We start from the raw sequence: 26,326 nt of genomic DNA on the forward strand, positions 1-26,326 counted from the left end.
CGGTGACCAAGAAGCAAGGGGATGACCGCCTCGACGTCGACCGCGTGGTCGCCACCGGCCTCGCGGTGCTCGACGAGCGCGGCCTGGCGGCCGTGTCCACTCGGGCGATCGCGGAGCGGCTCGGCGTGCGCATGAACACCGTGCTGTGGCATGTGAAGACCAAGACCGGGCTGCTCGAACTCATGGCCGACGCGATCGTCGGCGAGATCGGCTACGACGACCTGCCCACCGCGGCACCCGAGCGGGTGCGCGAACTGGCGCGCCGCTTGCGCGCGGCGATGCTCGCCCACCGCGACGGGGCCGCCCTCGTCGTCGGCACCTACGCCGCGGAGGCGAACACCCTGCGCTTCGCCGATGCCGTGGTCGCCGCCCTGCTCGACGACGGCCGCACCGAACGCGGCGCCGCGTGGACCACCTGGACGATCATCTACTTCACCCTCGGCCTCACCCAGGAGGAGCAGGCCGTCACGGGCGCGCTGCCCGGCCGCCTCGCCGCGGCCGTCTCCGCGACCACCCATCCCGCGCTGCACCGGGTCCTGCCCCACCTCGACGCCGAATCCTTCGACGAGCGTTTCGAATTCGGCCTCACCGCGATCCTGCGCGGCACGACGCCCGGCGAATGAGTCAGTCGATCGGGTCGCGCGCCAGCGGGCAGGTCATGCAGTGCCCGCCGCCCCGGCCGCGGCCGAGTTCGGCGCCGACGATGGTGATCACCTCCACCCCGGCGCGGCGCAGCGCGGCATTGGTGAGGGTGTTGCGGTCGTAGGTGAACACCACGCCGGGCTCCAGGGCGACGGCGTTGTTGCCCGAATCCCACTGCTGGCGTTCGGAGGCGTAGGCGTCACCGGCGGTCTCCACCACGCGCAGGCGGTCGAGGCCGAGGGCGCGCGCGACCACGTCGACGAAGGGGGTGCCCGCCTCGTCGACGATCCGCACGCCCGGCGCGGCGTCGTCGGGCAGCAGGGTGAACGGGTGGATGCCGTCGACGATGCGCGGATGGACGACCACCAGATCCCGGTCGGCGAAGGTGAACACGGTGTCCAGGTGCATGGCCGCGCGCAGCTTCGGCATCCCGGCCACCACCACCCGATCGGCGGCGCCGGCCTCGAACAGCGCCTTGGCCAGCTGGGTGATCGCCTGCCGGGAGGTGCGCTCGCTCATGCCGATCAGCACGCTGCGGTTGCCGATCGGCATCACGTCGCCGCCTTCGAGAGTCGCCTGCCCCCAGTCCTTTTCCGGATCACCCCACCACACGGTGTCGGCGGCGTAGTCGGGGTGGAAGCGGTAGATGGTCTGCATCAGCAGCGGCTCGTCGTGGCGGGCGGGCCAGTAGAGCGTATTTATGGTGAGCCCGCCGTAGATCCAGCAGGTGGTGTCGCGGGTGTAGAGCGTGTTGGGCAGCGGCGGCAGCAGGTATTCGGGTCTGCCGAGCGATTCGCGGGCCAGGGCGAGATAGTCGCTGCGGTAGTCGGCGGGCAGATCCGCGGTCGACAGGCCGCCGATGAGGTAGCGGGCCAGTTCCCGCGGCGGCAGCGAATCCAGGAAGGCGCGGGTGCCCTCCACCAGACCGAGCCCGACGCGGTTCGCGACGATCTTGCGGTCGAGCAGCCACGCCCGCGCCTCGGGGAGCTCGAGGGTGCGGCCGAGCAGATCGTGCAGTTCCACCACCTCCACGCCGCGGTTGGTGAGCTTGTTGGCGAAGTCCAGGTGATCGCGCTGGGCGGCCTCCACCCACATCACGTCGTCGAAGAGCAGCTCGTCGGAGTTGGTGGGCGTGAGCCGCTCATGCGCCAGGCCCGGCGCACAGACCAGCACCTTGCGCAGGCGGCCGACCTCGGAATGGACTCCGTGCGGGATGGGATGGGTTGACATCGAACCACCTTCCGTCGACGAGCGGCACCACGGTTGTCACAGACTGATCCACCCGGCCGCGAGCGCGACCACGCCGAGCAACGCCCCGGCCGATACGACAGCGAACAGCACGACCTCCGCCCCGGTGAACACCCGCCGTCCGCGTTCCCGGCGGACCAGGACGAACAGCACGGTGGCCGGCGCGTAGAAGATCATCGAGACCAGCACGAACCTCAGGCCCGCCGCGTAGATCAGGAACACGGTGTAGATCGAGGCGATCGCGGCGACGGTCGCGTCGCCGCGCCAGGTCGCCGGCCGTTCGCCGGCGTGGTCCCGGGTCAGCCCGAGCCGCAGGGCGTACAGCGCGGCCAGCAGGAACGGGATCAGGCTCAGCGCGGCCGTCAAGTCCAGCGCGAAATCGAAGGCGTCCTCGGACAACATCGTGATGATCAGCACGGTCTGCGACAGCGCCGTGGTGAGCACCAGCGCGTTCACCGGCACGTCGCGCTCGGTGGAGCGGGCCAGGAACCGTGGCATGTCGTCGTCCTTCGCGGCGACGAAGAGCACCTCGGCCGCCATCAACGTCCAGGCCAGATACGCGCCGAGCACCGAGACGATCAGGCCGGCGCTCACGAACGCGGTGCCCCACGAACCCACCGCCGCCTCGAGCACACCGGCCATCGACGGCTGGCGCAGCTCGGCGATCTCCGCGCGCGGCAGAATGCCGTAGGAGACGATGGTCACCGACGCGAAGATCGCCAGCACGCTGAGGAATCCGAGGATCGTGGCCCGCCCGACGTCCTCGCGGCGGCGCGCGTGCCGGGAATAGACGCTGGCGCCCTCGACGCCGAGGAACACGAACACCGTCACCAGCATCGTGTCACTCACCTGCTGCCAGAGCGAGCCGGAATAGTCCGCGGCACGGACGTTGTCGGCGAACACCGCCGGATCCAGCAGGAACGCCGCCAGCAGCACGAACACCAGGATCGGGACCAGCTTGGCGATGGTGACGATCCGGTTGATCGCCGCGGCCTCCTTGGTGCCGCGCCGGATGATCAGGAAGAACGACCACAATCCGAGCGAGGACAGCAGCACCGCGATCAGCGTGTCCCCCGCCCCCAGCGCCGGAAACCACTGCCCGAGCGTCGACATGATGAGCACCCAGTAGGTCACGTTGCCCACACACGCGCTCGCCCAATACCCCGCCGCCGCGTAGAAGCCGGTGAACTCACCGAATCCGGCCTTGGCGTAGGCGTAGACACCGGCATCCAGTTCCGGCTCGAGCACCGCCAGCCGCTGGAACACCAGCGCCAGCACCAGCATGCCCGTCCCCGCGATCAGCCAGGCGATGAGCGCGCCACCGACCCCGGTCTCCTGAGCGAAACGCCGTGGCAGCGAGAACACTCCCGCCCCCACCATCGACCCGACGACCATCGCCGTCAGCGTGAGCACCGTGACCTTCACCGCGCGCTCCGGCGCCTGCTGCTGGGTCATGCACCCACCTCCCTGCCCGCCGACGAACCGGCCCCGAAAAGCCCCGGACACGGCTGCCGGCGCGCCCCGGGGACGTCCACCGACAAGGCAACTCCCTCCGCGCCGTCCGCGAATCACCCGACGCGGGTGATTCCCGCGGCGACGACCCGTGCCAGCGTGGGGCGAACCGCCTGCCGTCCGTCCCCCACCGACGCGCGAGCCCCCCGAGCACCGGCCGAGGCCGAACCGATCGGTGGCGCCACCACGAGAGAGGCGACCATGAGCGAAGATCTGGACCACACGGACACGAGGGACTTCGACGACGCGACCCGGGGACTGGTCGCCGAACTCGATCCGCCCGCGATCACCGACGGAAACGGACGCGTCGTCTGGGACATCGAGTCCTACGGGTTCCTGGCCCAGGACTGCCCCGACACCGCACACCCCGGCCTGTGGCGGCAAGGCAGGCTCTGCAACATCCAGGGCTTGTTCGAGGTCACCGCGGGCATCTATCAGCTGCGCAACCTCGACCTGTCGAACATGACGATCGTCGAGGGCGACGAGGGCGTCGTCGTGATCGATCCGTTGTTGTCGGCGCAGACGGCGGCGGCCGGGTTGGCCCTGTATCGGAAACATCGCGGCGACCGGCCGGTGCGCGGGCTGATCTACACCCACTCCCACGCCGACCACTTCGGCGGGGCGCGCGGCGTGCTGCCCGAGGACCACCCAGAGGTGCCGATCCTCGCGCCCGCCGGTTTCCTCGAACACGCGGCAGGCGAGAACGTCTACGCGGGCGGCGCGATGAGCAGGCGCGCGCTGTACATGTACGGCGCCGCGCTGCCGAAATCCCCTGCGGGGCAGATCGGCTGCGGGCTGGGCATGACCACCTCCACCGGACGGATCACCCTGATCCCGCCGACAATCGACATCACCCACACCGGTCAGGAGGAAGTGATCGACGGGGTGCGCATGCTCTTCCAGCTCACGCCCGGCACCGAAGCACCGGCCGAGATGAACTTCCTGTTCCCCGACCACCGCGCCCTGTGCATGGCCGAGAACGCCACCCACAACATGCACAACGTGCTCACCCTGCGGGGCGCACTCGTGCGCGACACGCGGGTGTGGGCGCGGTACCTGGACGAGGCCATCGCCATGTTCGCCGACCACGCCGACGTCGCCTTCGCCTCGCACCACTGGCCGACCTGGGGGCAGGAGAACTGGACCGGGTGGCTGGCCGACCAGCGCGACATGTATGCCTACCTGCACGACCAGACTCTGCGCTTGATCAACAAGGGGCACACCGGGATCGAGATCGCCGAGGAACTCACGTTCCCGCCCGCGCTGGACGCCCGGTGGGCGAATCGCGGCTACTACGGCTCGCTCAGTCACAACGTCAAAGCCGTCTACCAGCGGTATATGGGCTGGTTCGACGGCAATCCCGCGCACCTGTGGGAACACCCACCGGTGGCGACCGCGCGACGCTACGTCGCCGACTACGGCGGGGTCGAGACGGTGTTCGCCAAGGGCCGCGAATACGCCGACCGCGGTGATCTGCGCTTCGCCGCGACGCTGCTCGACCACGCGGTGTTCGCCGAGCCCGAGCACGCGCGCGCCCGGCACGCGCTCGCCGAGGTCTACGACCGGCTGGGCTACGGCGCGGAGAACGGGCCCTGGCGCAACTTCTACCTCTCCGGCGCCGAAGAACTACGCAACGGCGTCCTCGAAGCGACCATCGACACCGGCGACCCGGATGTGCTCGCCGCCTTGAGCGTGGACATGATCATCGACGCGCTCGCGGTACGCGTCGACGGACTCCGCGCCGCACGAACCCATCTGACGATGGACTGGAAGCTGACCGACGAAGACCGGGTCGTCCGGCTGACCCTCTCCAACGGCGCGTTGACCCATCGCCAGGAGACCCCTCGGGCGCCGCTGCGCGGCGACGCCGACCTCACCCTGACACTGAGCAAGCCGCAGCTGCTCGGTGTGCTGTCCGGCGGCGGCCTCGACGGCGTCGACATCGACGGCGACCCCGCCCTGCTGGCCCGGTTGACCGAGGTGCTCGACCGCCCCGACCCGCGATTCCCGATCGTCACGCCCTGATCGGTCACGCCGGTCAGTGTCCCGCCAGCAGGGCGGTGATCAACGAACCGCGTTGCAGCTGTTGCCGGTCGGCGTCCTCGGAACGGTAGGTGGCGGTGGTGACCGCCAGCGATTCCGGGGCGGGGGCACCGATGCAGTGCGGGGCGAGGCGGCCGAAGAACCGCTCCGGGGTGAAGACGGCCTCGGGCGGATGGACGCCGGGACGCGCCGCCCGCAGCAGCGCACCGACGGCGAGGGGGATTCCGGTGACCTCGGCCATCGTCAGGCCGGGCACCTGCCCGAGGGCGCAGGCCAGGGTGGCCTCGGCGCCGCCGTGTTCGCCCGAGGCCAGCGCGAACAGCGGCGGCAGTTGGGAAGCCGCCAGCAGCCCGACCGATTCCGTGGGCAGCAGACGCTCGGCCAGTGCCGCCACCGACGCCGCGCGGTCCCGGCTCAGGATGCCGTGCGTGACGCCGCGGCCGAGCAGCTGGAGGGCGGCGACGACGTGGCGCGGCGCGAGGGCCAGGTTCACGCTCTCGGTGATCGTCGGGTAGGTGCGGGCGAGGGTGACCGGTTCGGGGTGGCCGAACGTCCATCCCGTTCCCCGCCCGATCCCGGGGTAGTCGACCACCGTCGCCCGCAGGGGCCGTTCCCGCACCTGCCTGCCGCCCCGGATGACCGGGATGGTGTTGCTGACCTGCTCGATGCCGTGCACCACGGCGGCGCTGGGCTGCCAGGAACGGGTCTGCGGCTGCGCTATGGCGAGGTTCCAGCCGGTGAGCACGGTGTCGACGCGGTCGAGGCCGGCGATGCACCGCGCGGCGAGCAGATTGGCGAGGCCCGGGCTCGCGCCGACGCCGAGCACCGCGGTGATCCCGGCGGCCTCGGCCTCGGCATGCATGTCCAGCATGGTCTGGGTCGGCTCGGGATCGTCGCAGACGTCGACGTAGTCGCATCCGGCCTCGATGGCGGCCCGCAGCACACCGGGCCCGAACCGGAAGAACGGTCCCACCGTGTTCGCCACGATGTCGGCATCCCGCATCAGCGCCACCAGCGCCGCGTGGTCGGTGACGTCGATGGGCTGCGCGGTGGCCTTCTCCCCCAGTTCGGCCGCCACCGCCCTGGCCCGATCCGCGGCCAGGTCGGCCACCACGAGCCGGTCGACCGCCGCGTCGGCGGCCAGGACACGCGCCGCGGCCCGCCCCACTTCGCCCGCCGCACCCAGCACCAGCACCCGCATACGCACTCTCCCCTCCGGTCGTCGGCTCAGACGACGAGATTATCCGTAACTTCGGGTACCAGGTGTTGGTTTTCCCGATTCCGTTCCGGTGGCCGCCGAAACGGGAACCACCAGTTCCACGAATCGGCCACCGACATCAGCGCCGGCACCAGGATCAACCGCATGACCGTGATGTCGACGACGATCGCGACCGCGAGCCCGAACCCGATCTGCTGGAGCTCGAGCACCTCCGCGACCACGAGCGAACCGAACACCGCGATCATGATGAGCCCCGCGACGAGAACGCGCCGTGCGGGTACCTGTCGACGTTGCTCGACGGCACGATCGCCAAGATCAACACCACCCTGCTCGGCTGGCTCAGCTACACCCGCGACGAGATTGTCGGACGCCGCCACTTCAGCGACCTGCTCACCGTCGGCGGGCGCCTCTACCACGAGACCCACTTCGCCCCGCTGCTGCGCATGCAGGGCGAAATCCGCGGCATCGCACTGGAATTGCGCACCGCGACGGGTGAGCGCCTCCCGGTCCTGGTCACCTCGACGGTCAAGACCGCCGCCGACGGCAGGCCCCTGCTCATCCGCACCACCGTGTTCGACGCCCGCGAACGCCGGGCCTACGAAGCCGAACTGCTGCGCGCGCGCCGCGCCGCGGACGCCGAACGCGAACGGCTGCAACGGCTCAACACCATCCTGCAACGCACGCTGCTGCCTTCGGCGCTGGAACCCGTCCCCGGCTTCGAGGTCGCCGCCCACTATCACATCGCCTCGCTCGACGAGGTCGGCGGCGACTTCTACGACCTGTTCCCGCTCGCCGACGGCGGCTGGGGGTTCTTCCTCGGCGACGTGTGCGGCAAGGGTGCCGCCGCTGCCATCATCACCTCCCGCATCCGCTACACCCTGCGCGCGGCGGCCGTCCACGACCCCGACCCGGCCGCCGTGCTCACCCACCTGAACCGCGTGATGATCGCCGCCTATCAGCCCGGCGACCCCCGCTTCTGCACCGTCGTCCACGGCCGCCTCACCCGCGAGGGCGACGCCGTCCACGTCACCCTCGCCGCGGGCGGGCATCCCCCGGCACTGTTGCTGCGTGCCGACGGCACCGCCGATTTCCTGCCCGCCCCCGGCGGCCAGCTCATCGGCGCCCTCCCCGGCGCCACCATCGCCACCCGCGGCATCGACCTCGCCCCCGGCGACACACTGCTGCTCTACAGCGACGGACTCACCGAAGCCCGCACCGGTGCGGGCGGCCTCTACGGTGAAGACGCACTCCTGGACTTCGCCCGATCCATCGCACCCGCCGGCGCGAGCGAGGTGATCACCGAACTGACGACACTGCTCGACTCGCTCGGCAACGGCGTCACCGACGACACCGCCCTGCTGGCCCTGCACCGGAGCACCGCGGCCGACGTGCAGCCCGCCACGGACACGTAGCACGGGGGAAATCTGCGCGCGGGCAGCGGCCGGCGCGTTACGATCCGCCCACCGCCGGCGAATGGATGCGATCATGCGCACAGCGCTGCACGCACTGGGGATCGGCACCGGATCGCGGCCCGCGGTCCCGCGGCCGCCGACTGGCTCGACCCCCTGCTGACCCTCGGCTTCGCGGCGGCGTGCACGACGACGATCCGCCTGGCCACCGGTGTCCTGCTGCTGCCCGAACACAATCCCGTCGTCGTCGCCGAGCAGGCCGCCTCGCTCGACCGGCTCAGCGGCGGCCGGTTCACCCTCGGTGTCGGAATCGGCTGGTCCCGAGAGGAATTCGCGGCGTTGGGGGTCCCCTTCGCCCGCCGCGCCGACCGCTGCGCCGCCTACGTCGCCGCCATGCGCACCCTCTGGCGGGACGAGATCGCCTCCTACACCTCCGAATTCGTCTCCTTCGACGCCATCCGCGTCAACCCGAAACCCGACCAGCCGACCATCCCGGTCATGCTCGGCGGCAACAGCGACCCCGCCCTGCGCCGGGTGGCCGAGTGGGGCGACGGCTGGTACGGATTCGGCCTCGACGGCGTAGGCGCGGCGGCCGAGCGGCTGGACACCCTCACCCGGCTGTGCGAGGAAGCGGGCCGCGACCGCGGCGAACTCGTCATCGCGGTGGCGCTGCGGTCCCCGACCGCGGCGGACCGGCAGGCACTGGCGGATCTGGGCGTCGACGAACTGGTGCTGGTGGAGTCGCCACCGGAGACGGGAGTCGAGGCGTGGGTCGACCAGCTGGCCGACCAGTGGCTGGACCGACACCGGCCGGAGTAGACCGCGAGCCGGCGGCCAGCCTGTTGACCGAATCACCTTGCCGACGTACAGTGACTGCACTCACGTATTGAAACGTTTCAACGACGAGGCGGCCCCGAATGACCCAGACCCGCGAACGCGTCTGCTTCCTGCTCTCCCTGCGTCCGGACCGGATCGAGGACTACCTCGCCGCGCACGCCACGGTGTGGCCGGAGATGTTGGCGGCGCTGCGGGAGGCGGGGTGGACGAACTACTCGCTGTTCCTGCGCCCCGAGGACGGGCTGGTGGTCGGCTACCTCGAGACCCCCGACTTCGCGGCGGCGCAGGCGGCGATGGCCGCGAGCGAGGTCGATGCGCGCTGGCAGGCCACGATGGCCCAGTACTTCCAGCCCGGCGCCCGGCCAGGCGACGGCATGCACCGCCTCACCGAGTACTTCCACCTGGACTGAGCCCCGGCTCGCTCCGCTCCCCTCCCGAAACCCTGCTGATCACCGAGGAAGACCCATGAAGGTAGGCGCAACAACCACCACCGGGTGGAAAGCGACGATCTCCGTCGCGATGTCCAACTACATCGAGGCGGGCTCGATCATCGCCATCGCCACCAGCCTGACCTTCTGGCAGGACGCGTTCGGCATCAGCAACTTCGCCGTCGGCCTGCTGGCCGCGTTGAGCGCCAACGCCTTCGGCGCGGCGATCGGCGCCGGCATCGGCGGGCCGCTGTGTGACCGCTACGGGCGCAAGGCGATCTACACCTACGACCTGCTGGTGTACATGGCGGGCGTGCTGCTGGCGGCGTTCGCGATGAACTTCGCCATGCTGCTGGCGGCGTTCGTGATCACCGGTATCGCGGTGGGCGCGGGTGTGCCGGCCTCGTGGACCTACATCGCCGAGCAGGCGCCGACGACCGAGCGGGCCCGCCATGTGGGCACCGCGCAGCTGGCCTGGTCGGTCGGGCCGCTGGTCGGCTTCGCACTGGCCGCGGTGCTGGCCCCGCTGGAACTGCTGGGCTCGCGCCTGATCTTCCTGCACCTGTTCGTGGTCGCGGCGGTGGTCTGGTGGATCCGGCAGGGGCTGGCGGAGTCGCAGATCTGGCGGGACGAGACCGGCACCGGCGCGAACGTCACGGCGGGCGTGCGGTCCACCACCGGTGGTCAGGGCCTGCGGGGGTTGTTCTCCCGGCGCATCAACATCACCGCGCTGCTGGTGCTGATCGGCATCTACGGTTTCTGGAACACGGTGGCCGGGCAGGCGGGCATCTTCATGCCGCGGGTCTACGACAGCGCCGGAGTGCACAGCGCGGTGCAGCAGAACCTGCTGCAGGTGCTGGTGTGGGGTGCGACGGTGGCCGCCACCTGGTTCGGGTTCATGGCCTACGCCGACCGGGTCTCGCAGCGCCTGCTCTACGTGATCGGCGCGGCGCTGGGCGTGCTGGCCTGGTGTGTGCTGGTGTTCTTCACCGACGCGGGCATGCCGACCCTGCTGCTCTTCGCGGTGCTGTGGGGCGTGTCCAGCGGCATCGGCGCCCAGGCCTTCTACAGCCTGTGGACCTCGGAGCTGTTCGCCACGCCGTATCGGGCCAGCGCCCAGGGCTTCATGTTCTTCGTGGTCCGGTCGGCGACCGGTCTGCTCAGCTACTTCTTCCCCACCCTGCTGGCCGCCACCGGGCTCACCGTCGTCGGCCTGCTGCTGATCGGCCTGCTGACCGTCGCCCTCGCCATCGGCGCCGTCTTCGCCCCGCGCACCCAGGGAAAGACGTTGCGTGAGATCGAGATCGAACGCTACGGCAGCCCGGTCGAGGCACCGGGTGCCGCCCGCGGACTCGAGGGCGCACCCGTGAGTGGGCACTGAGATGACGCGTCCGCCCACCCCATCCGTGACGAAAGGAGGTCCGGCCGTGTCGGTCGAGACCGTGCTGGAGGCCCTCGCGATCGAACTGCCCTCCTGGGCGTTCGGCAACTCCGGCACCCGGTTCAAGGTATTCGGCACCCCGGGTACCGCCCGCACCGTCGAGGAGAAGATCGCCGACGCGGCGACCGTGCACCGGCTCACCGGCCTGGCGCCGACGGTGGCGCTGCACATCCCGTGGGACACCGTGCCGGACTATCGGGCGCTGGCCCGCTACGCCGAGGATCTCGGCGTCGCGCTGGGCACGATCAACTCCAACACCTTCCAGGACGACGACTACAAGTTCGGCAGCCTGACCCACACCGACAAGCGCATCCGCCGGAAGGCGATCGATCACCATCTGGCGTGCCTGGAGATCATGGCGGACACCGGCTCGCGCGACTTGAAGATCTGGCTCGCCGACGGCACCAACTACCCCGGCCAGGGCGACATCCGCGGCCGCCAGGACCGGCTGGCCGAGTCGCTGGCCACGATCTACCGGCACGTCGGCGCCGGCCAGCGAATGGTGTTGGAGTACAAGTTCTTCGAGCCCGCCATGTACATGACCGACGTGCCGGACTGGGGCACCGCCTACGCCCAGGTGAGCGCGCTCGGTGAGCGGGCGGTGGTGTGCCTGGACACCGGGCATCACGCGCCGGGCACCAACATCGAGTTCATCGTGGCGCAGCTGCTGCGGCTGCGGAAACTGGGCTCGTTCGACTTCAATTCCCGCTTCTACGCCGACGACGACCTGATCGTCGGCGCGGCGGACCCGTTCCAGCTGTTCCGCATCCTGTTCGAGGTGCTGCGCGGCGGCGGGCTCGACCCCGGCTCCGGTGTCGCGCTGATGCTCGACCAGTGCCACAACATCGAGGACAAGATTCCCGGCCAGCTCCGCTCGGTGCTCAACGTGCAGGAGATGGCCGCGCGGGCGGCGCTGGTCGACCTCGACGCGCTGACCGCCGCGCAGGAAGCCGGCGACGTGCTCACCGCCAACGCGGTGTTCATGGACGCCTTCTACACCGACGTGCGGCCGCGGCTGGCCGCCTGGCGCGGCGAGCGCGGCCTACCGGAGGACCCGATGGCCGCCTACGCCCGTTCGGGCCACCAGCAACGGCTCGCCGGCGAACGTGCCGGGGGCAGCGCGGCCTCCTGGGGCGCCTGACCACACCATCATCGACACGAGGACACCACCTGCCATGACGCACCCGACCGTCGCCGCACTCATCGCCCGCTCCCACCGGCTCGGCGCCGATCCGAAGAACACCAACTACGCCGGCGGCAACACCTCCGCCAAGGGCGCCGACACCGATCCGGTCACCGGCGAACCCGTCGAGCTGATGTGGGTGAAGGGCTCCGGCGGTGATCTGGGCACGCTCACCGAATCCGGGCTGGCCGTGCTGCGGCTGGACCGGCTGCGCGCCCTGGTCGGCGTCTATCCCGGTGTGGAACGCGAGGACGAGATGGTCGCGGCGCTGGACTACTGCCTGCACGGGCGTGGCGGTGCGGCCCCGTCCATCGACACCGCCATGCACGGGCTGGTGGAGGCCGCGCACGTCGATCACCTGCATCCGGATTCGGGCATCGCGCTGGCCACCGCGGTGGACGGGCCGGAGCTGACCGAGAAGATCTTCGGCGACCGGGTGGTGTGGGTGCCGTGGCGGCGACCCGGTTTCCAGCTGGGGCTCGACATCGCCGAGATCCGGCGCCGCAACCCCCGCGCCATCGGGACCATCCTCGGCGGGCACGGGATCACCGCGTGGGGTGAGACCTCCGACGAGGCCGAGGCGCACTCGCGGGAGATCATCGAGACGATCGAGCGATTCCTGGACACCCACGGCAAGCCCGAACCGTTCGGCCCGGTCCTGCCCGGCTACGCGGCGCTGCCGGCCGAACAACGCCGGGCCAAGGCCGCGGCGCTGGCGCCGTTCCTGCGCGGGCTGGCCTCCACCGACCGCCGCCAGGTCGGGCACTTCACCGACACCGAACCGGTGCTCGACTTCCTCGCCCGCGCCGAACATCCGCGGCTGGCCGCGCTGGGCACCAGCTGCCCGGACCACTTCCTGCGCACCAAGGTCGCGCCGCTGGTGCTCGACCTGCCCGCCGACGCCCCGATCGAGCAGTGCAAGCAGCGCCTCACCGAACTCCACGAGACCTACCGCGCGGACTACCGCGCCTACTACGAGCGGCACGCCACCGCCGACTCCCCCGCCATGCGCGGCGCCGACCCCGCCATCGTGCTGATCCCCGGCGTCGGCATGTTCAGCTACGGCGCCGACAAGCAGACCGCGCGGGTGGCCGGCGAGTTCTACCTCAACGCGATCAACGTGATGCGCGGCGCGGAGTCGGTCTCCCGGTATCAACCGATCGACGAGGCCGAGAAGTTCCGCATCGAGTACTGGGCGCTGGAGGAGGCCAAACTCGCCCGCCGCCCGCGGCCCAAGCCGCTGGCCACCCGGATCGCGCTGGTCACCGGCGCGGCGTCGGGCATCGGCAAGGCCATCGCGGCGCGGCTGGCCGCCGAGGGCGCGTGCGTGGTGCTCGCCGACCGCGACGGAGCGAAGGCGGCCGAGGTCGCGGCCGAGCTCGGCTCGGCCGACGTGGCGATCGGCGTGGCCGCCGACGTCACCGATGAGGGGCAGGTCCGGGCCGCCGTCGACGCGGCCGTGCTCGCGTTCGGCGGCCTGGACCTGGTCGTCAACAACGCCGGTCTGTCGCTGTCGAAGTCGTTGCTCGACACCACCGAAGCCGACTGGGATCTCCAGCACGACGTGATGGCCAAGGGCTCCTTCCTGGTGGCCAAGGCGGCGGCCCGCGCGCTGATCGATCAGCGCATGGGCGGCGACATCCTCTACATCTCGTCGAAGAACTCGGTCTTCGCCGGGCCGAACAACATCGCCTACTCCGCGGCCAAGGCCGACCAGGCCCACCAGGTGCGGCTGCTGGCGGCCGAGCTCGGCGAGCACGGCATCAAGGTCAACGGCATCAACCCCGACGGGGTGGTGCGCGGTTCGGGCATCTTCGCCGGCGGCTGGGGCGCGCAACGCGCGGCGGTCTACGGGGTCGAGGAATCCGAGCTCGGCGCCTTCTACGCCCAGCGCACCCTGCTCGAGCGCGAGGTGCTGCCCGAGCACGTCGCCAACGCCGCCTTCGCGCTGTGCAGCGCGGACTTCTCGCACACCACCGGGCTGCACGTGCCGGTGGACGCCGGGGTCGCCGCGGCGTTCCTGCGATGAGCGCCACCGGCGCGGTGGCCGCCGTCGATCTCGGCGCCACCAGCGGGCGGGTGATGCTCGCGCGGGTCGGTCCCGGCCGCATCGCGATGCGGCAGGTGTCCCGCTTCGCCAACGATCCGCTGCCGCTGTGGCAGGGCGACCGGGCGGCGCTGCACTGGGATCTGCCCGGCCTCTACCGGCAGGTGGGGCGCGGACTGGCCGCCGCGGCCAGGCTCGAACCCACCCTGCTCGGCGCCGGGATCGACACCTGGGCCGTCGATTACGCGCTGCTGCGGCAGGGGGCGGCGGTGCACCTGCCCTACCACTATCGCGACCCCCGCACGGCGCAGGGTGTGGAGGCGGTGCACGCGGTCGTGGACCGCGACGAGTTGTATCGCCGCAACGGCCTGCAGTTCCTGCCGTTCACCACGGTCTACCAGCTCGCCGCCGAACAGCGCCGCGGCGCACTGGAGTCCGCCGATGCGGCACTGCTGATCCCGGATCTGCTCGGGTACTGGCTGACCGGCACCGCGGTGACCGAACGCACCAACGCCTCCACCACCGGCCTGCTCGGACTCGACGGCACCTGGGACACCGACCTGCGCGCCCGGCTGGGGCTGCCGGACCTCTTCCCCGCGGTCGTCGATCCCGGCACCGCGCTCGGACCGGTACTGCCTTCGGTCGCCACCGCGTTCGGCCTCGATCCCGGGCTCACGCTGAGCACGGTGGCCTCCCACGACACCGCCTCGGCGGTGGCGGCGGTGCCGATGGCGCCCGAGTCCGCCGCCTACATCTCCTGCGGCACCTGGGGTCTGGTCGGCGTGGAACTGTCCGCGCCGCTGGTCGATCCGGCCGCCAGGGACGCCGGATTCACCAACGAGGCCGGACTGGACGGCCGCACCCGGTTCCTGCACAACGTGATGGGGCTGTGGCTGCTCAGCGAATCGGTGCGGTACTGGCAGCGCGACGGTCACACCGCCGACCTGGCCCGGCTGCTCGCCGCGGCGGCCGACGCCCCGGCTCCCGCGGCGCTGTTCGACGTCGACGACCCGATGTTCCTGGCCCCCGGCGACATGCCCGCCCGCATCGAAGCCTGGTACACCACGCGTGACCTGCCGGTGCCGGACGGGCCGGTGCCGATGGTGCGCGCCATCGTGGAGAGCCTGGCCGCCGCGCTCGCCGCGGGCGTGCGCACCGCCGTGGAACTGACCGGCCTGCCCGTGCGCACCATCCACCTGGTCGGTGGCGGCGCCCGCAACACCCTGTTGTGCCGGCTGCTCGCCGAACACGCCGGGCTGCCGGTGCTGGCCGGACCGGTCGAGGCGACCGCGCTGGGCAACATACTGGTGCAGGCCCGCACCCACGGGCTGCTGCACGGCGACGTGGACGCGTTGCGGGCCGAGGTGGCCGCCGCGTTCCCGCCGCGCCGGCACGACCCGCACCCCGAATCCGTCCGGAAGGCAGGCTGATGAAACGACAGGTACCCAGGCCACGCGACCTCGCGCCGCTGTTGCAGTTCAAGAAGCCGCGCCTGAACCCCACGCGGCGCCGCCTCGACGCCGCGCTCACCATCGAGGATCTGCGCCGCATCGCCAAGCGCCGCACCCCGCGCGCCGCCTTCGACTACACCGACGGCGCCGCCGAAGCCGAGATCTCCCTCGATCGCGCCCGCCAGGCGTTCCGGGACATCGAGTTCCATCCGGCGATCCTGCGCGACGTGTCCAAGGTGACCACCGGCTGGGAGGTGCTCGGCGGGCCGGTCTCGCTGCCGTTCGGCATCGCCCCCACCGGGTTCACCCGCATGATGCAGACCGAGGGCGAACACGCAGGCGCTCGCGTCGCCGGGCGGGCGGGCATCCCGTTCTCCCTCTCCACGATGGGCACCGCGTCCATCGAGGACGTGGCCGCGGCCAACCCGCACGGCCGCAACTGGTTCCAGCTCTACATGTGGAAGGACCGGGACCGCTCGATGGCCCTGGTCGAGCGGGCCGCCGCGGCCGGATTCGACACCCTGCTGGTGACCGTGGACGTGCCGGTGGCGGGCGCGCGGCTGCGCGACACCCGCAACGGCATGTCCATCCCGCCCGCGCTCACCCCGGCCACCGTGCTCGACGCGCTGCCCCGGCCGCGCTGGTGGATCGACTTCCTCACCACCGAGCCGCTGGCGTTCGCCTCGCTGGACCGGTGGTCGGGCACCGTCGCCGAATTGCTCGACACCATGTTCGACCCCACCGTGACCTTCGAGGACCTGGCCTGGATCCGGGACCAGTGGCCGGGCAAGGTGGTGGTCAAGGGCATCCAGACCCTCGCCGACGCGCGCGCGGTCGTGGACACCGGTGTCGACGGCATCGTGCTCTCCAATCACGGTGGCCGACAGTTGGATCGCGCGCCCGTGCCGTTCCACCTGCTGCCCGAGGTGGCGCGGGAGCTCGGCGGCGACACCGAGATCCTGCTCGACACCGGCATCATGTCCGGTGCCGACATCGTCGCGGCCGTCGCGCTCGGTGCGCGCTGCACCCTCGTCGGCCGCGCCTACCTCTACGGCTTGATGGCCGGTGGCGAGGCCGGGGTGCAGCGCGCGGTCGACATCCTCGCCGGACAGCTCGAGCGCACCATGCGGCTGCTCGGGGTCACCTGCCTGGAGGAACTGAACCCGCGCCATGTCACCCAGCTGGCCAGGCTTGCCCCGCGACCGGTGGCCGACCAAGATCGGGGATGAGCAACCCGGCAGCGGAACAGAGGAGGCGCGGGCACCGGTGGTGAGCATGAAGGAGGTGGCCGCGGCGGCCTCGGTGTCGGTGGGCACCGTCTCCAACGTGCTCAACGCGCCGGAGAAGGTCGCCCCCGCCACCGTCGAGCGGGTCCTCGCCGCCATCGACCGGCTCGGCTTCGTCCGCAACGACGCGGCCCGCCAGCTCAAGGCGGGCCGCTCCCGCTGCGTCGGGCTGGTCGTGCTCGACATCGGCAACCCCTTCTTCTCCGATGTCGCCCGCGCCGCCCAGCAACGCGCCGCCGACCACGACCTGGTCGTGCTGCTCGGCTCCAGCGACGACGAGCCCGACCGGGAACGCCGCTACATCGAAACCTTCGACGAGCAACGGGTATACGGGCTGCTCATCTCCCCCGCGGGGGAACGGATCGACCGGCTCGTCGCTCTCCACGACCGCGGTGTGCCGGTGGTGCTGGTCGACCGCGACGGCCACGGCACCCCGTTCTCCTCGGTCGCCGTCGACGACGTCGCCGGCGGCGACCTGGCGGTCCGGCACCTGTGCGCCGTCGGCCGTCGCCGCATCGCCGTCGTCGGCGGTCCCGCCACCCTCGCCCAGGTCGCCGACCGCCGCGCCGGTGCCCGCCGCGCCGCGCGGGCGCATCCCGGTGTCCGGCTCACCGTCCTCGACACCCCCGCCCCCACCGTGCTGGCCGGTCGCGCGGCCGGTGAACACCTCGTCGCCCTTCCCGCCGACGAGCGCCCCGACGCCGTGTTCTGCGTCAACGACCTGCTCGCCATCGGCGTCCTGCAGGCCCTCACCCTGCACGGCGTCACCGTGCCCGACGACATCGCCCTCGTCGGCTACGACGACATCGATTTCGCCGAATCCGCGATCGTCCCGCTCACCTCGGTGCGCCAGCCGCGCGCCCGCATCGGCTCCTCGGCCATCGACCTGCTGGTGGCGGTGGCCGACGGGAAGCGGCGCGAGCCCGAACACGTCTGCTTCCGCCCGGATCTGGTGCAGCGGGCATCGTCACGCTGATCCGGCGACTCCCGCCATCTCGAATGTGGTTGCGAGACGGAGCTGTTCGGAGTCGACGTGTGCCGCTGTCCTCATCGGTGACTCGCCAGACCGTCGGCGAGCATGTCGACGAACTGCTCGATCCATGTCTCGTCGACCGCCTCGGCGCCGCGCAGGACGACGGCCACCAGCGTGGTGCCGAACACGGCTTCCACACACAGCGAGATGTCGAGGTCGCGACGCGCTTCGCCGCGCGCGACGGCACCGGCGAACGAATCGGCCAGGTCGTCCCAGACCCGGCTGCGCAGCCGCGCCGACAGTTCCTTCTCCAGCGCGGAATCGGTCATCAGTTCGCTGATCAGCGCGGGGGTGGCGCGCCGGCCGGCGGGTGACCCCACCACCGCCACGCACCGGGTGACGATGGTGCGCAGGACCCCGCGCAACGTGCCGTCGACGGCGGGTCCGGCTGCCACGTCGACCGGGAAGACGGCCTCGTGCACCAGATGCGCCTTGGACGCCCAGCGGCGGCGGATGGCGGGCACCGATGTCCCGGCGCGCTCGGCGATGGCGCGGAAGGTGAGGTCCGCATAGCCCACCTCGGCCACCAGATCGCGGGTCGCGGCCAGCACGGCGTCATCGATCCTGGTGTCCCGGGGACGGCCGGAGCCGGTCGGCGCCGCGTCGTCGAGCACTCTGCTTCACCTCTTCCTCGGGAGCGGTCCCGCTCGGCCGGCTCATTATCGCCGGGTGCGGCGGATCTGTCCGAAACGCCTCGGCGAACACCTCCGAGTATTACATTCTGTTTCGGAACGAAATGTAATTCGGATCACTGGAGACACCGTGACGCCCGACTTCCCCCACGACTCGATCGCCGACCTGCTCGGTGCCCGCGCCGAGGACGACCACCCCGCACTGCTCTTCGGCGACCAGCGGATGAGCTGGCGCGAGTTCGTCCGGGCGGCGCGCGAGCGCGCGGCCGCGCTCACCGCACTGCGCCGGCCCGGGCCCTGGCACGTCGGCGTGCTCATGGACAACGAGCCCGAGTACCTGCTGCTGATCGCGGGCGCCGCCCTCTGCGGAGCCACCATCGTCGGCATCAACGCCACCCGCCGCGGCGGTGAACTGGCCGCCGACATCACCGGCACCGATATCCGCACCGTGATCGTCGCCCCCGGCCACCGCCCGTTGCTGGACGACCTCGACCTCCCCGACGTCGACATCCTCGACAGCGACGGCGCCCGCTACCGCGACACACTGCACCGCGCCGCGGCGAACCCCACCACCGCACCCGCACCGCCGCCGGGCCGCGAGCACACGCTGCTGTTGTTGTTCACCTCCGGATCGACCGGCGCTCCCAAAGCCGTCGTCTGCTCGTCCTTCCGGCTCGCCGTCATCGCCCAGCTCAACCGGCACAGCCTGGTCCGCGACGACATCGCCTACAACGCCATGCCGTTGTTCCACGGCAACGCGGTGATGTCGGCGTGGGCACCGATCCTCGCCGTCGGCGGCACCCTCGCCCTGCGGCCACGATTCTCGGCCTCGGGGTTCCTGCCCGACGTGCAACGGTTCGGGGCGACGTTCTTCAACTACGTCGGCCGGGCACTGTCCTACATCCTGGCCCAGCCCGAACGTCCCGAGGAGGGGCAGACCCGGTTGCGTCTCGGGTTCGGCACCGAAGCCTCCATCCGGGACCGCCGGGAGTTCCAGCGCCGCTTCCGCTGCCGGATCGTGGAGTCCTACGGATCCTCCGAAGGCGTCTGCGCGATCGTCCGCGCGCCGGACACGCCCGAGGGCGCACTCGGGCGGCCGACCGACGACCTCGAGATCGTCGACGTCCACGGAAACGTCTGCCCGGTCGCCGAATTCGGCCCGGACGGGCGCCTCCGCAACGCCGCCGACGCGATCGGCGAGATCGTGGTCCGCGGCGGCGCGGCCCGCTTCGAGGGCTACTACAACAACCCCGCCGCGACCGCGGAGAAGCTGCGCGACGGCGACTACTGGACCGGCGATCTCGCCTACCGCGACGCCGACGGCTACTTCTGGTTCGCCGGCCGCACCTCGGACTGGATCCGCGTCGACAGCGAGAACTTCGCCTCGGCACCCATCGAGCGCATCCTGGCCCGCCACCCGGGCATCGCCACCGCGGTCGTCTACGGCGTCCCCGACCCCCGCACCGGCGACCAGGTGATGGCCGCCCTGCTCCCGCTCCCGGGCCACCCCTTCGACCCCGACGAGTTCGCCGCCTTCCTCGACGCCCAGCCCGACCTCGGCACCAAATGGCGGCCCGGTCTGGTGCGCGTGGTCACCGACCTGCCGCAGACCGGGACCGGCAAGGTCGACAAGCAGGCCCTGCGCCGCCAGGCGTGGCTGTGCGGCGATCCCGTCTACACCCGGACGAACGGCACCTACCGACCCCTGACCGAGGACGCCCGCGCCGCCGTCGCGGCGACGTTCGCCGAACACGGCCGCCTGGCTCTCCTGCCCGGCGACCAGCGATGACCGAAAGGCAGCACCATGATCGAACTCGACCGCAACCACCTCGTCGACTGCATCACCGCCCGACTCGCCGTCACCGACCAGCCGCGGCAGCGGACCATGCTCGAACGCATGCGAGTCCACGCCGCCGCCGAACGCGACGGCGACCTCGACACGCTGGTCGGCACCCTCGGCCCGGCCACGAACTACCACTTCTGGCAGCTCACCGGTGACGTCGGCCCCAAGACCCGCGACGGTGTCACCGAGTACTACCGCACCCTGGTCGAGAACAACGGCCACATCCTCGAATTCCACTGCGAACGCATGGTCGTCGACGACCACTGCATCGTCATCGAAGGGCGCCTCACCATGATCCAACCCGGCGCGCTCCTGATGCAGCACCCCCTCGCGGCAGGCATGGCCGAGGCCGGCAAGAACTACCTCCTCCGCATGCGCAACGTCATCTTCTGGTCCTTCGACGAGGACCTGATGATCATCGGCGAGGACTCCTACACCGGCGGCCCGATCGAGGTCCGCGCCCTCGAAGACCACGAACTCCCACCGGATTTCGCCGCACTCGTCCAGTCGTGACGCCCGTGCGCCGACCACGGGCTCGCGGCCGCGTGGCGGCACCGCTGGGCACCCGCACTAGATTGCTAGCATGCTAACATCGGCGGGTGGCCAAGGAGGAAGTGAAGCAGTTCAACGTCTACCTGCCGACGGAGCTGATCAAGCAGGTCAAGTTCCACGCGATCGAATCGGGGATGTCGTTGTCGGCGCTGGTGGCCGCGGCGCTGCGCGACTACCTCGCGCACGAGAGAGAGGACGAGCGATGACGAGCACGGGTATCGAGGCGGTTTTCCTGGAGACGCACAACTGGGGCCGGATGGCGAAGTTCCTCCAGGGCGTCGGATTCACGCTCGAGTTCGAGACCGACCACCACTCCGGACAGTTCCGCACCGACGACGGGCCCTATGTCTTCGTGGCGGAGGTACCCCAGGACCGGCCGACCGGTGTCCAACTGGTGTTGAAGGCGACCGGCACCGAGCAGCCGGGCGACGGCGTCGAGGTGGTCAGCGAATTCCAGCCGACACACTACGGCACCACCGAGATGACCGTCCGCGATCCGGATGGGCGGGTCTGGAGCGTGCAGGCGCCCCGGGAGCAGCGGTGACGGCGGCGATCGCGCCGGACAGCACGGCCGTTCGGGTCGCGCTGTGGCGGGCGCTGCACGTGCTGCACGATCCGGCCCCGCATGTGTTCGACGACCTGGCCGGGTTGCGCTTGGCCGATCCCGAGGACGGCTGGCGGTGCCGGCCGGACATGGATCCGGCGCGGACCGGCCCGATGCGCGCGGGCATCGTCGCCCGCGCGCGCTTCGTCGAAGATCTGCTCGCGCTCCAGGAGGTGGATCAGTACGTTGTGCTGGGCGCCGGACTGGACACGCTCGCGCTACGACAGCCCGAGTTCGCGCGCAGGCTGACCATTTTCGAAGTGGACCAGCCCGAGGCGCAGGAATGGAAGCGGCGGCGGCTCGTCGAACTCGGTCACGGGATACCCGAGCGGCTGCGCCTGGTCCCGGTCGACTTCGAGGTGGACTCGTGGTGGGAGCGGTTGCGGGCGGCCGGTTTCGACCCCGGACGCCCGGCCCTGGTCGCCTCCACCGGCGTCACCATGTACCTCAGCCGGGCAGCCAATATCGCGACGCTGGAACAACTCGCCCGGCTCGCACCCGGCTCGACCTTCGTCACCACATTCCTGCTACCGCTGGATCAGGTGGGGCCCGAGGAACAGCAGCTGCGCCGGTTCGCCGAGGACGGCGCCCGCCGCTCCGGCACGCCGTTCGTCAGTTTCTTCCGGCCCGCCGAACTGGTCGACCTGGCCCGCGCCGCGGGTTTCACCGACGCCCGGCACATCTCGGCGGCCGACCTCACCGCACGCTACTTCGCCGACCGCCCCGATGGACTGCGCCCGGCCGAATCCGAGCAGATCATGGTCGCCACGACCTGACCACCGACGGTGGAGGCAGGGCGAACTCCGCATTCGCGGCCCAGGACGGCAGCAGAACTCCCGTCGTCCACCGTGATTCGGATTCGTCCCATGCCGTGCGCCACCGTTTCATGCCTCGCCGGAAAGAGCATCCCAGCCGTTCGCGAGGAGTTCGAAAGCGCGGATCATCGCCTCACGAGGATTGTCGTGGCCGCGGATGGCCCGGGGGGCTTCCAGGGCGAAATGAGCCAGCGCGGTGCAGGCGGGATCATCGGCCGACAGGTCGCTCTCCTCGGCGATGACCCGGGCAAGAGCGGCGGTGTGGCGCAGCCACATGTTCTGCCCGTAATCACGCAGGGCCGGTGTGCTGTTCACGAGGTTCGCGAATGCGGTGAAGCGCTCGTCGCCGTCGGCGGCGACCAGGCGGTGGCGCAACGCGTGCTCGCGCAGGGCCGCGGGTATCGACTGGCCTGCCGGGCGTTCCCGCACGGCGGCGAGCAGACGCTCCTGCTGGTCGGTGTCCGCATCGAAGACGAGCGCTTCCTTGACCGGGAAGTGCTTGAACAGGGTGGTCGTGGACACGTCTGCGGCGTCGGCAATCTCGCGGATGCCGACATCGTCGTAGCCCCGCTCGAGGAACAGACGCAGCGCGGCGTCGGCGATCGCCCGGCGGGTGGCCGCCTTCTTGCGTTCACGGCGGCCCACCGGCGCGGGTGTCGTCTCGGTGTCGGTCATGCCGTCAATGTACGCCTGAGTTGCTCCGCTTCAAACGTGCAACCGTTGCATTTTTGAAGTCGTTATGCTTTTCTGAAGTAGCGGCCCGTCGACACCGCGCTCCCAGTCCCCCTGCCCGTCGAGGCACCCACGAACGGAACACCACCATGCAAGCCCCCCGTATCGTCATCATCGGCGCCGGTCTCGGCGGCCTCACCTGCGCCAGGATCCTGCAACGTCACGGCATCACCGTCAGCGTCTTCGAACGCGAGACCGGTCCGGACGTGCGCAACCAAGGCGGCACACTCGACCTGCGCGCGGACAGCGGCCAGATCGCACTGCGCGAAGCCGGACTCCTCGACGACTTCTTCCGCCTCGCCCGATCGGAAGGACAGGAGATGCGCCAGCTCGACCCGGCGGGCAGGACGCTCTTCCACCACATCCCCGAAGCAGGAGACCGCTACAAGCCCGAGATAGACCGAGGTGTGCTGCGCGACCTCCTGTTGCACTCGCTCGAACCCGGCACCGTGCGCTGGGGCCACACCGTGTGCGACATCGACGGACCCGACACCGGGCCGCGGCGAGTCCGCTTCGCCGATGACAGTGCCGTCGAGGCCGACCTGGTCATCGGGGCCGACGGCGCCTGGTCCGCGGTCCGCCGCGCCGTCTCCGAGGCCGTCCCCCGCTACAGCGGCGTCAGCTTCCTCGAAGCTTGGTTCCACGATGTGGAGAACCGGCACCCCGACGTCGCCGAACTCGTCGGCGCGGGCAGCGCCGCAGCCGCCGACGGCGAACGCGGCCTGTTCGCCCAGCGCAACGGCGGCGGCCACATCCGCGTCTACATCATCCAGCGCGTGGCCGTGGACTGGATCGCCGCCGCGGGCCTGTCCGTCGCCGAGACCGACCGCCTCCGCGCTCTCCTGTTGACCCGATACCGCGACTGGGCACCGAACCTCCGCCGCCTGCTCACCGACAACGACGGTCCCTACATCGACCGCCCCATCCACGCCCTGCCGGTACCGCACACCTGGACCCACAGCCCGTCCGTCACCCTGCTCGGCGATGCCGCCCATCTCATGCCCCCGCTCGGCGTCGGTGTCAACCTCGCGATGCTCGACGCCTGCGATCTCGCCCTCGCCCTCACCCGCGGCGTCAGCGTGGACGCGGCTGTGCGCGCTTACGAAGCGACGATGTCGCCCCGCGCCACCGCCATGCAGCAGCTCCTCGACGGCGCCGCCGACCACCTGCTCTCCACCGAGCTACCCGATTTCGCCGGAGCGGAACGACCACCCGGCAGCACTGACGATCGAGCGTTCGAGGAACATCCCCACGTCACTCATTGACATCTGGCGATTCAACAAGAATCATATGATTCATATTCGGTTGCCCCGCGGCGGCCGGTCCAGTGGCGGACGAGGAGTCGGCATGTTCGACGAAGCAGAGTTCCAGCGAGCCCTCGCGCAGCCCCGGCTGTCCCGCCCGGTACCGGAGTTCCTGGAATCCAACCGCGCGGTGCCCATCCGGGCCATCCCCGAGACCGAGTTGCAGGCGACCACCCAGCAATGGTTCGAGTCCTTCGCCACCAAGCTCGACTATCTCGGCGAGCGGCACGGCACCGACCTGAGCTGGCTGATGACCTGGGCCAAGAAGTACTGGTGGAGTTTCCTGGTCCGCGACATGAGCGTCAACGACGAGTTGTACGCGCCCGATATCCGCTACACCGACGTCACCACATTCGGCCGAACCATCGTCGGCATCGACGAGTTCGTGAAATACAACTTCGCCTTCTTCGACGCCATCCCGGACTGGCGCTACGACCCGCTACCCGACCAGGTCTACATCGACGTCCAACCCGACGGCACGGTGCGCACAGTCATCCGCTACATGGGCAGCGGCCACTGGTCCGGCCCGCTTCGCCTCTACCCCTACGACGATTCCGCGCCCACCCTCTACGGCACCGGCCGCTTCATCCAAGCCCCCGCCGTCGACCGCTACCACTTCACCGAGGACGGGCTGATGGCGGAAGGCGAAACCCTCTACGACTTCCTCGACGGCGTGCAGCGCGCGGGCATCCTGCCCCGCGACGACAGCTGGCCCTTCCGCGCCCTGATGGCGGCGTCGAAGATCCCGGCGATGGCGCAGCGGGTCGGGCGCGGTTTTCGGCGATGACAGCGCACGGGAAACGTGGACGGCCCCGGAAACGTCGGCGGGGCTTACCACCGACCTTCGGGGCCGTCATCATCTTTCGCGAGCGTCAGATGCCGATGATCGCACGCAACGCCGCGATCAGCTGAGAAACGAAATCGAGAATCATCGGATTCACCTCCTCCGTGGTCAGCGGTAACCCTCGAATTACACGTTCCCCCGGCGCCGAAACACCCCCTGAGAAATGGGCGCACTGCGCGGCCTTCCGGCATGCATCATCCGGGTCCGACACCGAGGCCGAACAAGGAACTCGCGCCGCTGTACCGAGTCCGGGTTTCCCCGCCCGACCGCTACGCCGCCGAACCCGACCGGAGGTCGGCAATTTACCGGCGACGCCACCCAAGCGCATCCATGCAGCCCCGTGTCGTGGACACATGGGCCGATTTGGCCAGTGCCGCATCGACAACGGCCCGAATCGAGGCGCCGTTTTCGGTCCATGGCTCGGCACCCGACGTGTATCGCCGTCGGTTTCCCCGCGGACCCCCGGAGCCGGGCGGCGCGCCACGCGAGCCGGGTTTACGCCGCGCACAACGGTGTACCTCAGCAAGTGCAGTACCGGTGAATACGAACAGTCCGAGAGAAAGGAATTGCCATGCTCGACGAACTGTTGGCGTTGATCACCACCCTCATCGACACCCTCAGCGCCGGGGCGGGTCTGCCACTCTGACCGCCCGAGTCCCGACTGCCGCCCTGGCCCCGGTGACGGCCGGGGCCAGGGCGGCGCGGAGTCTGCTCGGCTGGAACACCTTTCGGAATCCACCGCGCTCCGGCGGAGTGTTGGCGGTGGCGGGCCCGCCGCCCTCCGACCAACCACCGGCCGGGCATGACCGACCCGCACACGCCTACTTATCGGGGCCGTCTGCGAGGATCGCCGCATGGACGAGGAAGTCATCCCCATTCTCCGCGTCGCCGATGCTGCCGCGGCGGTCGCCTGGTATGAGCGGCTGGGCTTCACACAACAGTGGGAGCACCGTTTCGAACCGGGTTTCCCCGCCTTCGTCGAGGTCGCCCGCGGCGAGGTTCGGCTGTTCCTGTCCGAGCACGAGGGCGACGCCCGCCCCGACACCCTGATCTACCTCCGCGTCCGCGATATCGACACCGTCGCCGCCGAATTCGGTGTCCCGGTCGAGGAAGCGCCGTGGGCGCGCGAAATCGAACTGCGCGATATCGACGGCAACCGGCTGCGCATCGGAACACCGACGGAATGACCCGCACGACAGCGGCTGTCCGCGGGAGACCGAT

General features: G+C 70.5%; 24 protein-coding genes and 1 pseudogene. 19 read left to right on the plus strand and 6 right to left on the minus strand.

Going from position 1 to position 26,326, the window contains the following annotated elements:
• Window positions 1-2 precede the first annotated feature (2 nt).
• Window positions 3-623: a TetR/AcrR family transcriptional regulator C-terminal domain-containing protein gene (locus CRM89_RS09485; protein WP_098083773.1), complete on the plus strand. Its 621-nt coding sequence runs from the start codon at window positions 3-5 to the stop codon at window positions 621-623.
• A 1-nt stretch (window position 624) separates the two neighbouring features.
• Here CRM89_RS09485 and CRM89_RS09490 read toward each other — a convergent pair whose 3' ends face one another.
• Together CRM89_RS09490 and CRM89_RS09495 are read right to left on the minus strand one after the other, a co-directional pair.
• A complete protein-coding gene (locus CRM89_RS09490) occupies window positions 625-1,872 on the minus strand; it encodes an arginine deiminase (RefSeq protein WP_098083774.1) in 1,248 nt (415 codons plus the stop codon).
• A 36-nt stretch (window positions 1,873-1,908) separates the two neighbouring features.
• Window positions 1,909-3,345, minus strand: a complete 1,437-nt coding sequence (locus CRM89_RS09495) for a basic amino acid/polyamine antiporter (RefSeq protein ID WP_011209811.1) — start codon at window positions 3,343-3,345, stop codon at window positions 1,909-1,911.
• A gap of 258 nt (window positions 3,346-3,603) precedes the next feature.
• Between CRM89_RS09495 and CRM89_RS09500 the strand changes: the two genes are divergently transcribed.
• Window positions 3,604-5,427: an alkyl/aryl-sulfatase gene (locus CRM89_RS09500; protein ID WP_172964466.1), complete on the plus strand. Its 1,824-nt coding sequence runs from the start codon at window positions 3,604-3,606 to the stop codon at window positions 5,425-5,427.
• 13 nt (window positions 5,428-5,440) lie between these two features.
• On the opposite strand, the gene CRM89_RS09505 is transcribed toward CRM89_RS09500, so the two are convergent.
• Window positions 5,441-6,646 (minus strand): saccharopine dehydrogenase family protein, encoded by a 1,206-nt coding sequence (locus CRM89_RS09505; protein ID WP_098083775.1) that lies wholly within the window; start codon window positions 6,644-6,646, stop codon window positions 5,441-5,443.
• Between the two features lie 26 nt (window positions 6,647-6,672).
• Window positions 6,673-6,909 carry an MMPL family transporter gene (locus tag CRM89_RS09510; RefSeq protein ID WP_098086938.1) on the minus strand — a complete coding sequence of 79 codons (237 nt, stop codon included), beginning with the start codon at window positions 6,907-6,909 and terminating at the stop codon, window positions 6,673-6,675.
• Between CRM89_RS09510 and CRM89_RS09515 the strand changes: the two genes are divergently transcribed.
• From CRM89_RS09515 to CRM89_RS09555, 9 genes and pseudogenes are all read left to right on the plus strand, one after another.
• Window positions 6,859-8,076 (plus strand): PP2C family protein-serine/threonine phosphatase, encoded by a 1,218-nt coding sequence (locus CRM89_RS09515; RefSeq protein ID WP_371392053.1) that lies wholly within the window; start codon window positions 6,859-6,861, stop codon window positions 8,074-8,076. The two genes, CRM89_RS09510 and CRM89_RS09515, sit on opposite strands and share 51 nt — an antisense overlap.
• A 126-nt stretch (window positions 8,077-8,202) precedes the next feature.
• A pseudogene (locus CRM89_RS09520) lies at window positions 8,203-8,892 on the plus strand (TIGR03619 family F420-dependent LLM class oxidoreductase); the annotation flags it as partial.
• Between the two features lie 98 nt (window positions 8,893-8,990).
• Window positions 8,991-9,320 (plus strand): L-rhamnose mutarotase, encoded by a 330-nt coding sequence (locus CRM89_RS09525; protein WP_011209823.1) that lies wholly within the window; start codon window positions 8,991-8,993, stop codon window positions 9,318-9,320.
• Window positions 9,321-9,375: 55 nt separating this feature from the next.
• On the plus strand, window positions 9,376-10,719 hold the full coding sequence (locus tag CRM89_RS09530; RefSeq protein WP_060590566.1) for an MFS transporter: 1,344 nt from the start codon (window positions 9,376-9,378) through the stop codon (window positions 10,717-10,719).
• A gap of 1 nt (window position 10,720) precedes the next feature.
• Window positions 10,721-11,920: an L-rhamnose isomerase gene (gene rhaI / locus CRM89_RS09535; protein ID WP_098083777.1), complete on the plus strand. Its 1,200-nt coding sequence runs from the start codon at window positions 10,721-10,723 to the stop codon at window positions 11,918-11,920.
• Between the two features lie 34 nt (window positions 11,921-11,954).
• Window positions 11,955-13,991 (plus strand): bifunctional aldolase/short-chain dehydrogenase, encoded by a 2,037-nt coding sequence (locus CRM89_RS09540; protein WP_098083778.1) that lies wholly within the window; start codon window positions 11,955-11,957, stop codon window positions 13,989-13,991.
• On the plus strand, window positions 13,988-15,439 hold the full coding sequence (locus CRM89_RS09545) for a rhamnulokinase family protein (RefSeq protein WP_098083779.1): 1,452 nt from the start codon (window positions 13,988-13,990) through the stop codon (window positions 15,437-15,439). Before CRM89_RS09540 ends, CRM89_RS09545 begins: the two co-directional genes overlap by 4 nt.
• Window positions 15,439-16,689: an alpha-hydroxy acid oxidase gene (locus tag CRM89_RS09550; protein ID WP_172456760.1), complete on the plus strand. Its 1,251-nt coding sequence runs from the start codon at window positions 15,439-15,441 to the stop codon at window positions 16,687-16,689. Before CRM89_RS09545 ends, CRM89_RS09550 begins: the two co-directional genes overlap by 1 nt.
• 46 nt (window positions 16,690-16,735) lie before the next feature.
• Window positions 16,736-17,722 (plus strand): LacI family DNA-binding transcriptional regulator, encoded by a 987-nt coding sequence (locus tag CRM89_RS09555; RefSeq protein ID WP_041561090.1) that lies wholly within the window; start codon window positions 16,736-16,738, stop codon window positions 17,720-17,722.
• Window positions 17,723-17,793: 71 nt separating this feature from the next.
• On the opposite strand, the gene CRM89_RS09560 is transcribed toward CRM89_RS09555, so the two are convergent.
• A complete protein-coding gene (locus CRM89_RS09560; RefSeq protein WP_086843523.1) occupies window positions 17,794-18,393 on the minus strand; it encodes a TetR/AcrR family transcriptional regulator in 600 nt (199 codons plus the stop codon).
• A 148-nt stretch (window positions 18,394-18,541) separates the two neighbouring features.
• Between CRM89_RS09560 and CRM89_RS09565 the strand changes: the two genes are divergently transcribed.
• The 5 genes from CRM89_RS09565 to CRM89_RS09585 all read left to right on the plus strand — a co-directional run bounded on the left by CRM89_RS09565 (window position 18,542) and on the right by CRM89_RS09585 (window position 22,186).
• A complete protein-coding gene (locus tag CRM89_RS09565; RefSeq protein WP_098083780.1) occupies window positions 18,542-20,200 on the plus strand; it encodes an AMP-binding protein in 1,659 nt (552 codons plus the stop codon).
• A gap of 15 nt (window positions 20,201-20,215) precedes the next feature.
• The gene (locus tag CRM89_RS09570) at window positions 20,216-20,767 is read left to right on the plus strand and encodes a hypothetical protein (RefSeq protein WP_098083781.1); all 552 of its coding nucleotides are present in this window, start codon (window positions 20,216-20,218) and stop codon (window positions 20,765-20,767) included.
• 86 nt (window positions 20,768-20,853) lie between these two features.
• Window positions 20,854-21,012 carry a CopG family transcriptional regulator gene (locus tag CRM89_RS09575; RefSeq protein ID WP_011209833.1) on the plus strand — a complete coding sequence of 53 codons (159 nt, stop codon included), beginning with the start codon at window positions 20,854-20,856 and terminating at the stop codon, window positions 21,010-21,012.
• A complete protein-coding gene (locus tag CRM89_RS09580; RefSeq protein ID WP_011209834.1) occupies window positions 21,009-21,350 on the plus strand; it encodes a glyoxalase/bleomycin resistance/dioxygenase family protein in 342 nt (113 codons plus the stop codon). Before CRM89_RS09575 ends, CRM89_RS09580 begins: the two co-directional genes overlap by 4 nt.
• 8 nt (window positions 21,351-21,358) lie before the next feature.
• The gene (locus CRM89_RS09585; RefSeq protein ID WP_371392055.1) at window positions 21,359-22,186 is read left to right on the plus strand and encodes a class I SAM-dependent methyltransferase; all 828 of its coding nucleotides are present in this window, start codon (window positions 21,359-21,361) and stop codon (window positions 22,184-22,186) included.
• 108 nt (window positions 22,187-22,294) lie between these two features.
• Here CRM89_RS09585 and CRM89_RS09590 read toward each other — a convergent pair whose 3' ends face one another.
• Complete coding sequence (locus CRM89_RS09590) at window positions 22,295-22,900, minus strand: TetR/AcrR family transcriptional regulator (RefSeq protein ID WP_098083783.1); 606 nt, start codon at window positions 22,898-22,900, stop codon at window positions 22,295-22,297.
• A gap of 146 nt (window positions 22,901-23,046) precedes the next feature.
• Between CRM89_RS09590 and CRM89_RS09595 the strand changes: the two genes are divergently transcribed.
• The 3 genes from CRM89_RS09595 (at window position 23,047) to CRM89_RS09605 (ending at window position 26,292) form a co-directional block, all read left to right on the plus strand.
• The gene (locus CRM89_RS09595) at window positions 23,047-24,222 is read left to right on the plus strand and encodes an NAD(P)/FAD-dependent oxidoreductase (protein ID WP_098083784.1); all 1,176 of its coding nucleotides are present in this window, start codon (window positions 23,047-23,049) and stop codon (window positions 24,220-24,222) included.
• An 82-nt stretch (window positions 24,223-24,304) separates the two neighbouring features.
• On the plus strand, window positions 24,305-25,048 hold the full coding sequence (locus CRM89_RS09600; protein WP_098083785.1) for a nuclear transport factor 2 family protein: 744 nt from the start codon (window positions 24,305-24,307) through the stop codon (window positions 25,046-25,048).
• Window positions 25,049-25,959: 911 nt separating this feature from the next.
• The gene (locus CRM89_RS09605; protein ID WP_060590545.1) at window positions 25,960-26,292 is read left to right on the plus strand and encodes a glyoxalase superfamily protein; all 333 of its coding nucleotides are present in this window, start codon (window positions 25,960-25,962) and stop codon (window positions 26,290-26,292) included.
• Window positions 26,293-26,326 lie beyond the last annotated feature (34 nt).

Origin of the sequence: Nocardia sp. FDAARGOS_372, assembly GCF_002554515.1 — a bacterium.
Taxonomy (GTDB): domain Bacteria; phylum Actinomycetota; class Actinomycetes; order Mycobacteriales; family Mycobacteriaceae; genus Nocardia; species Nocardia farcinica.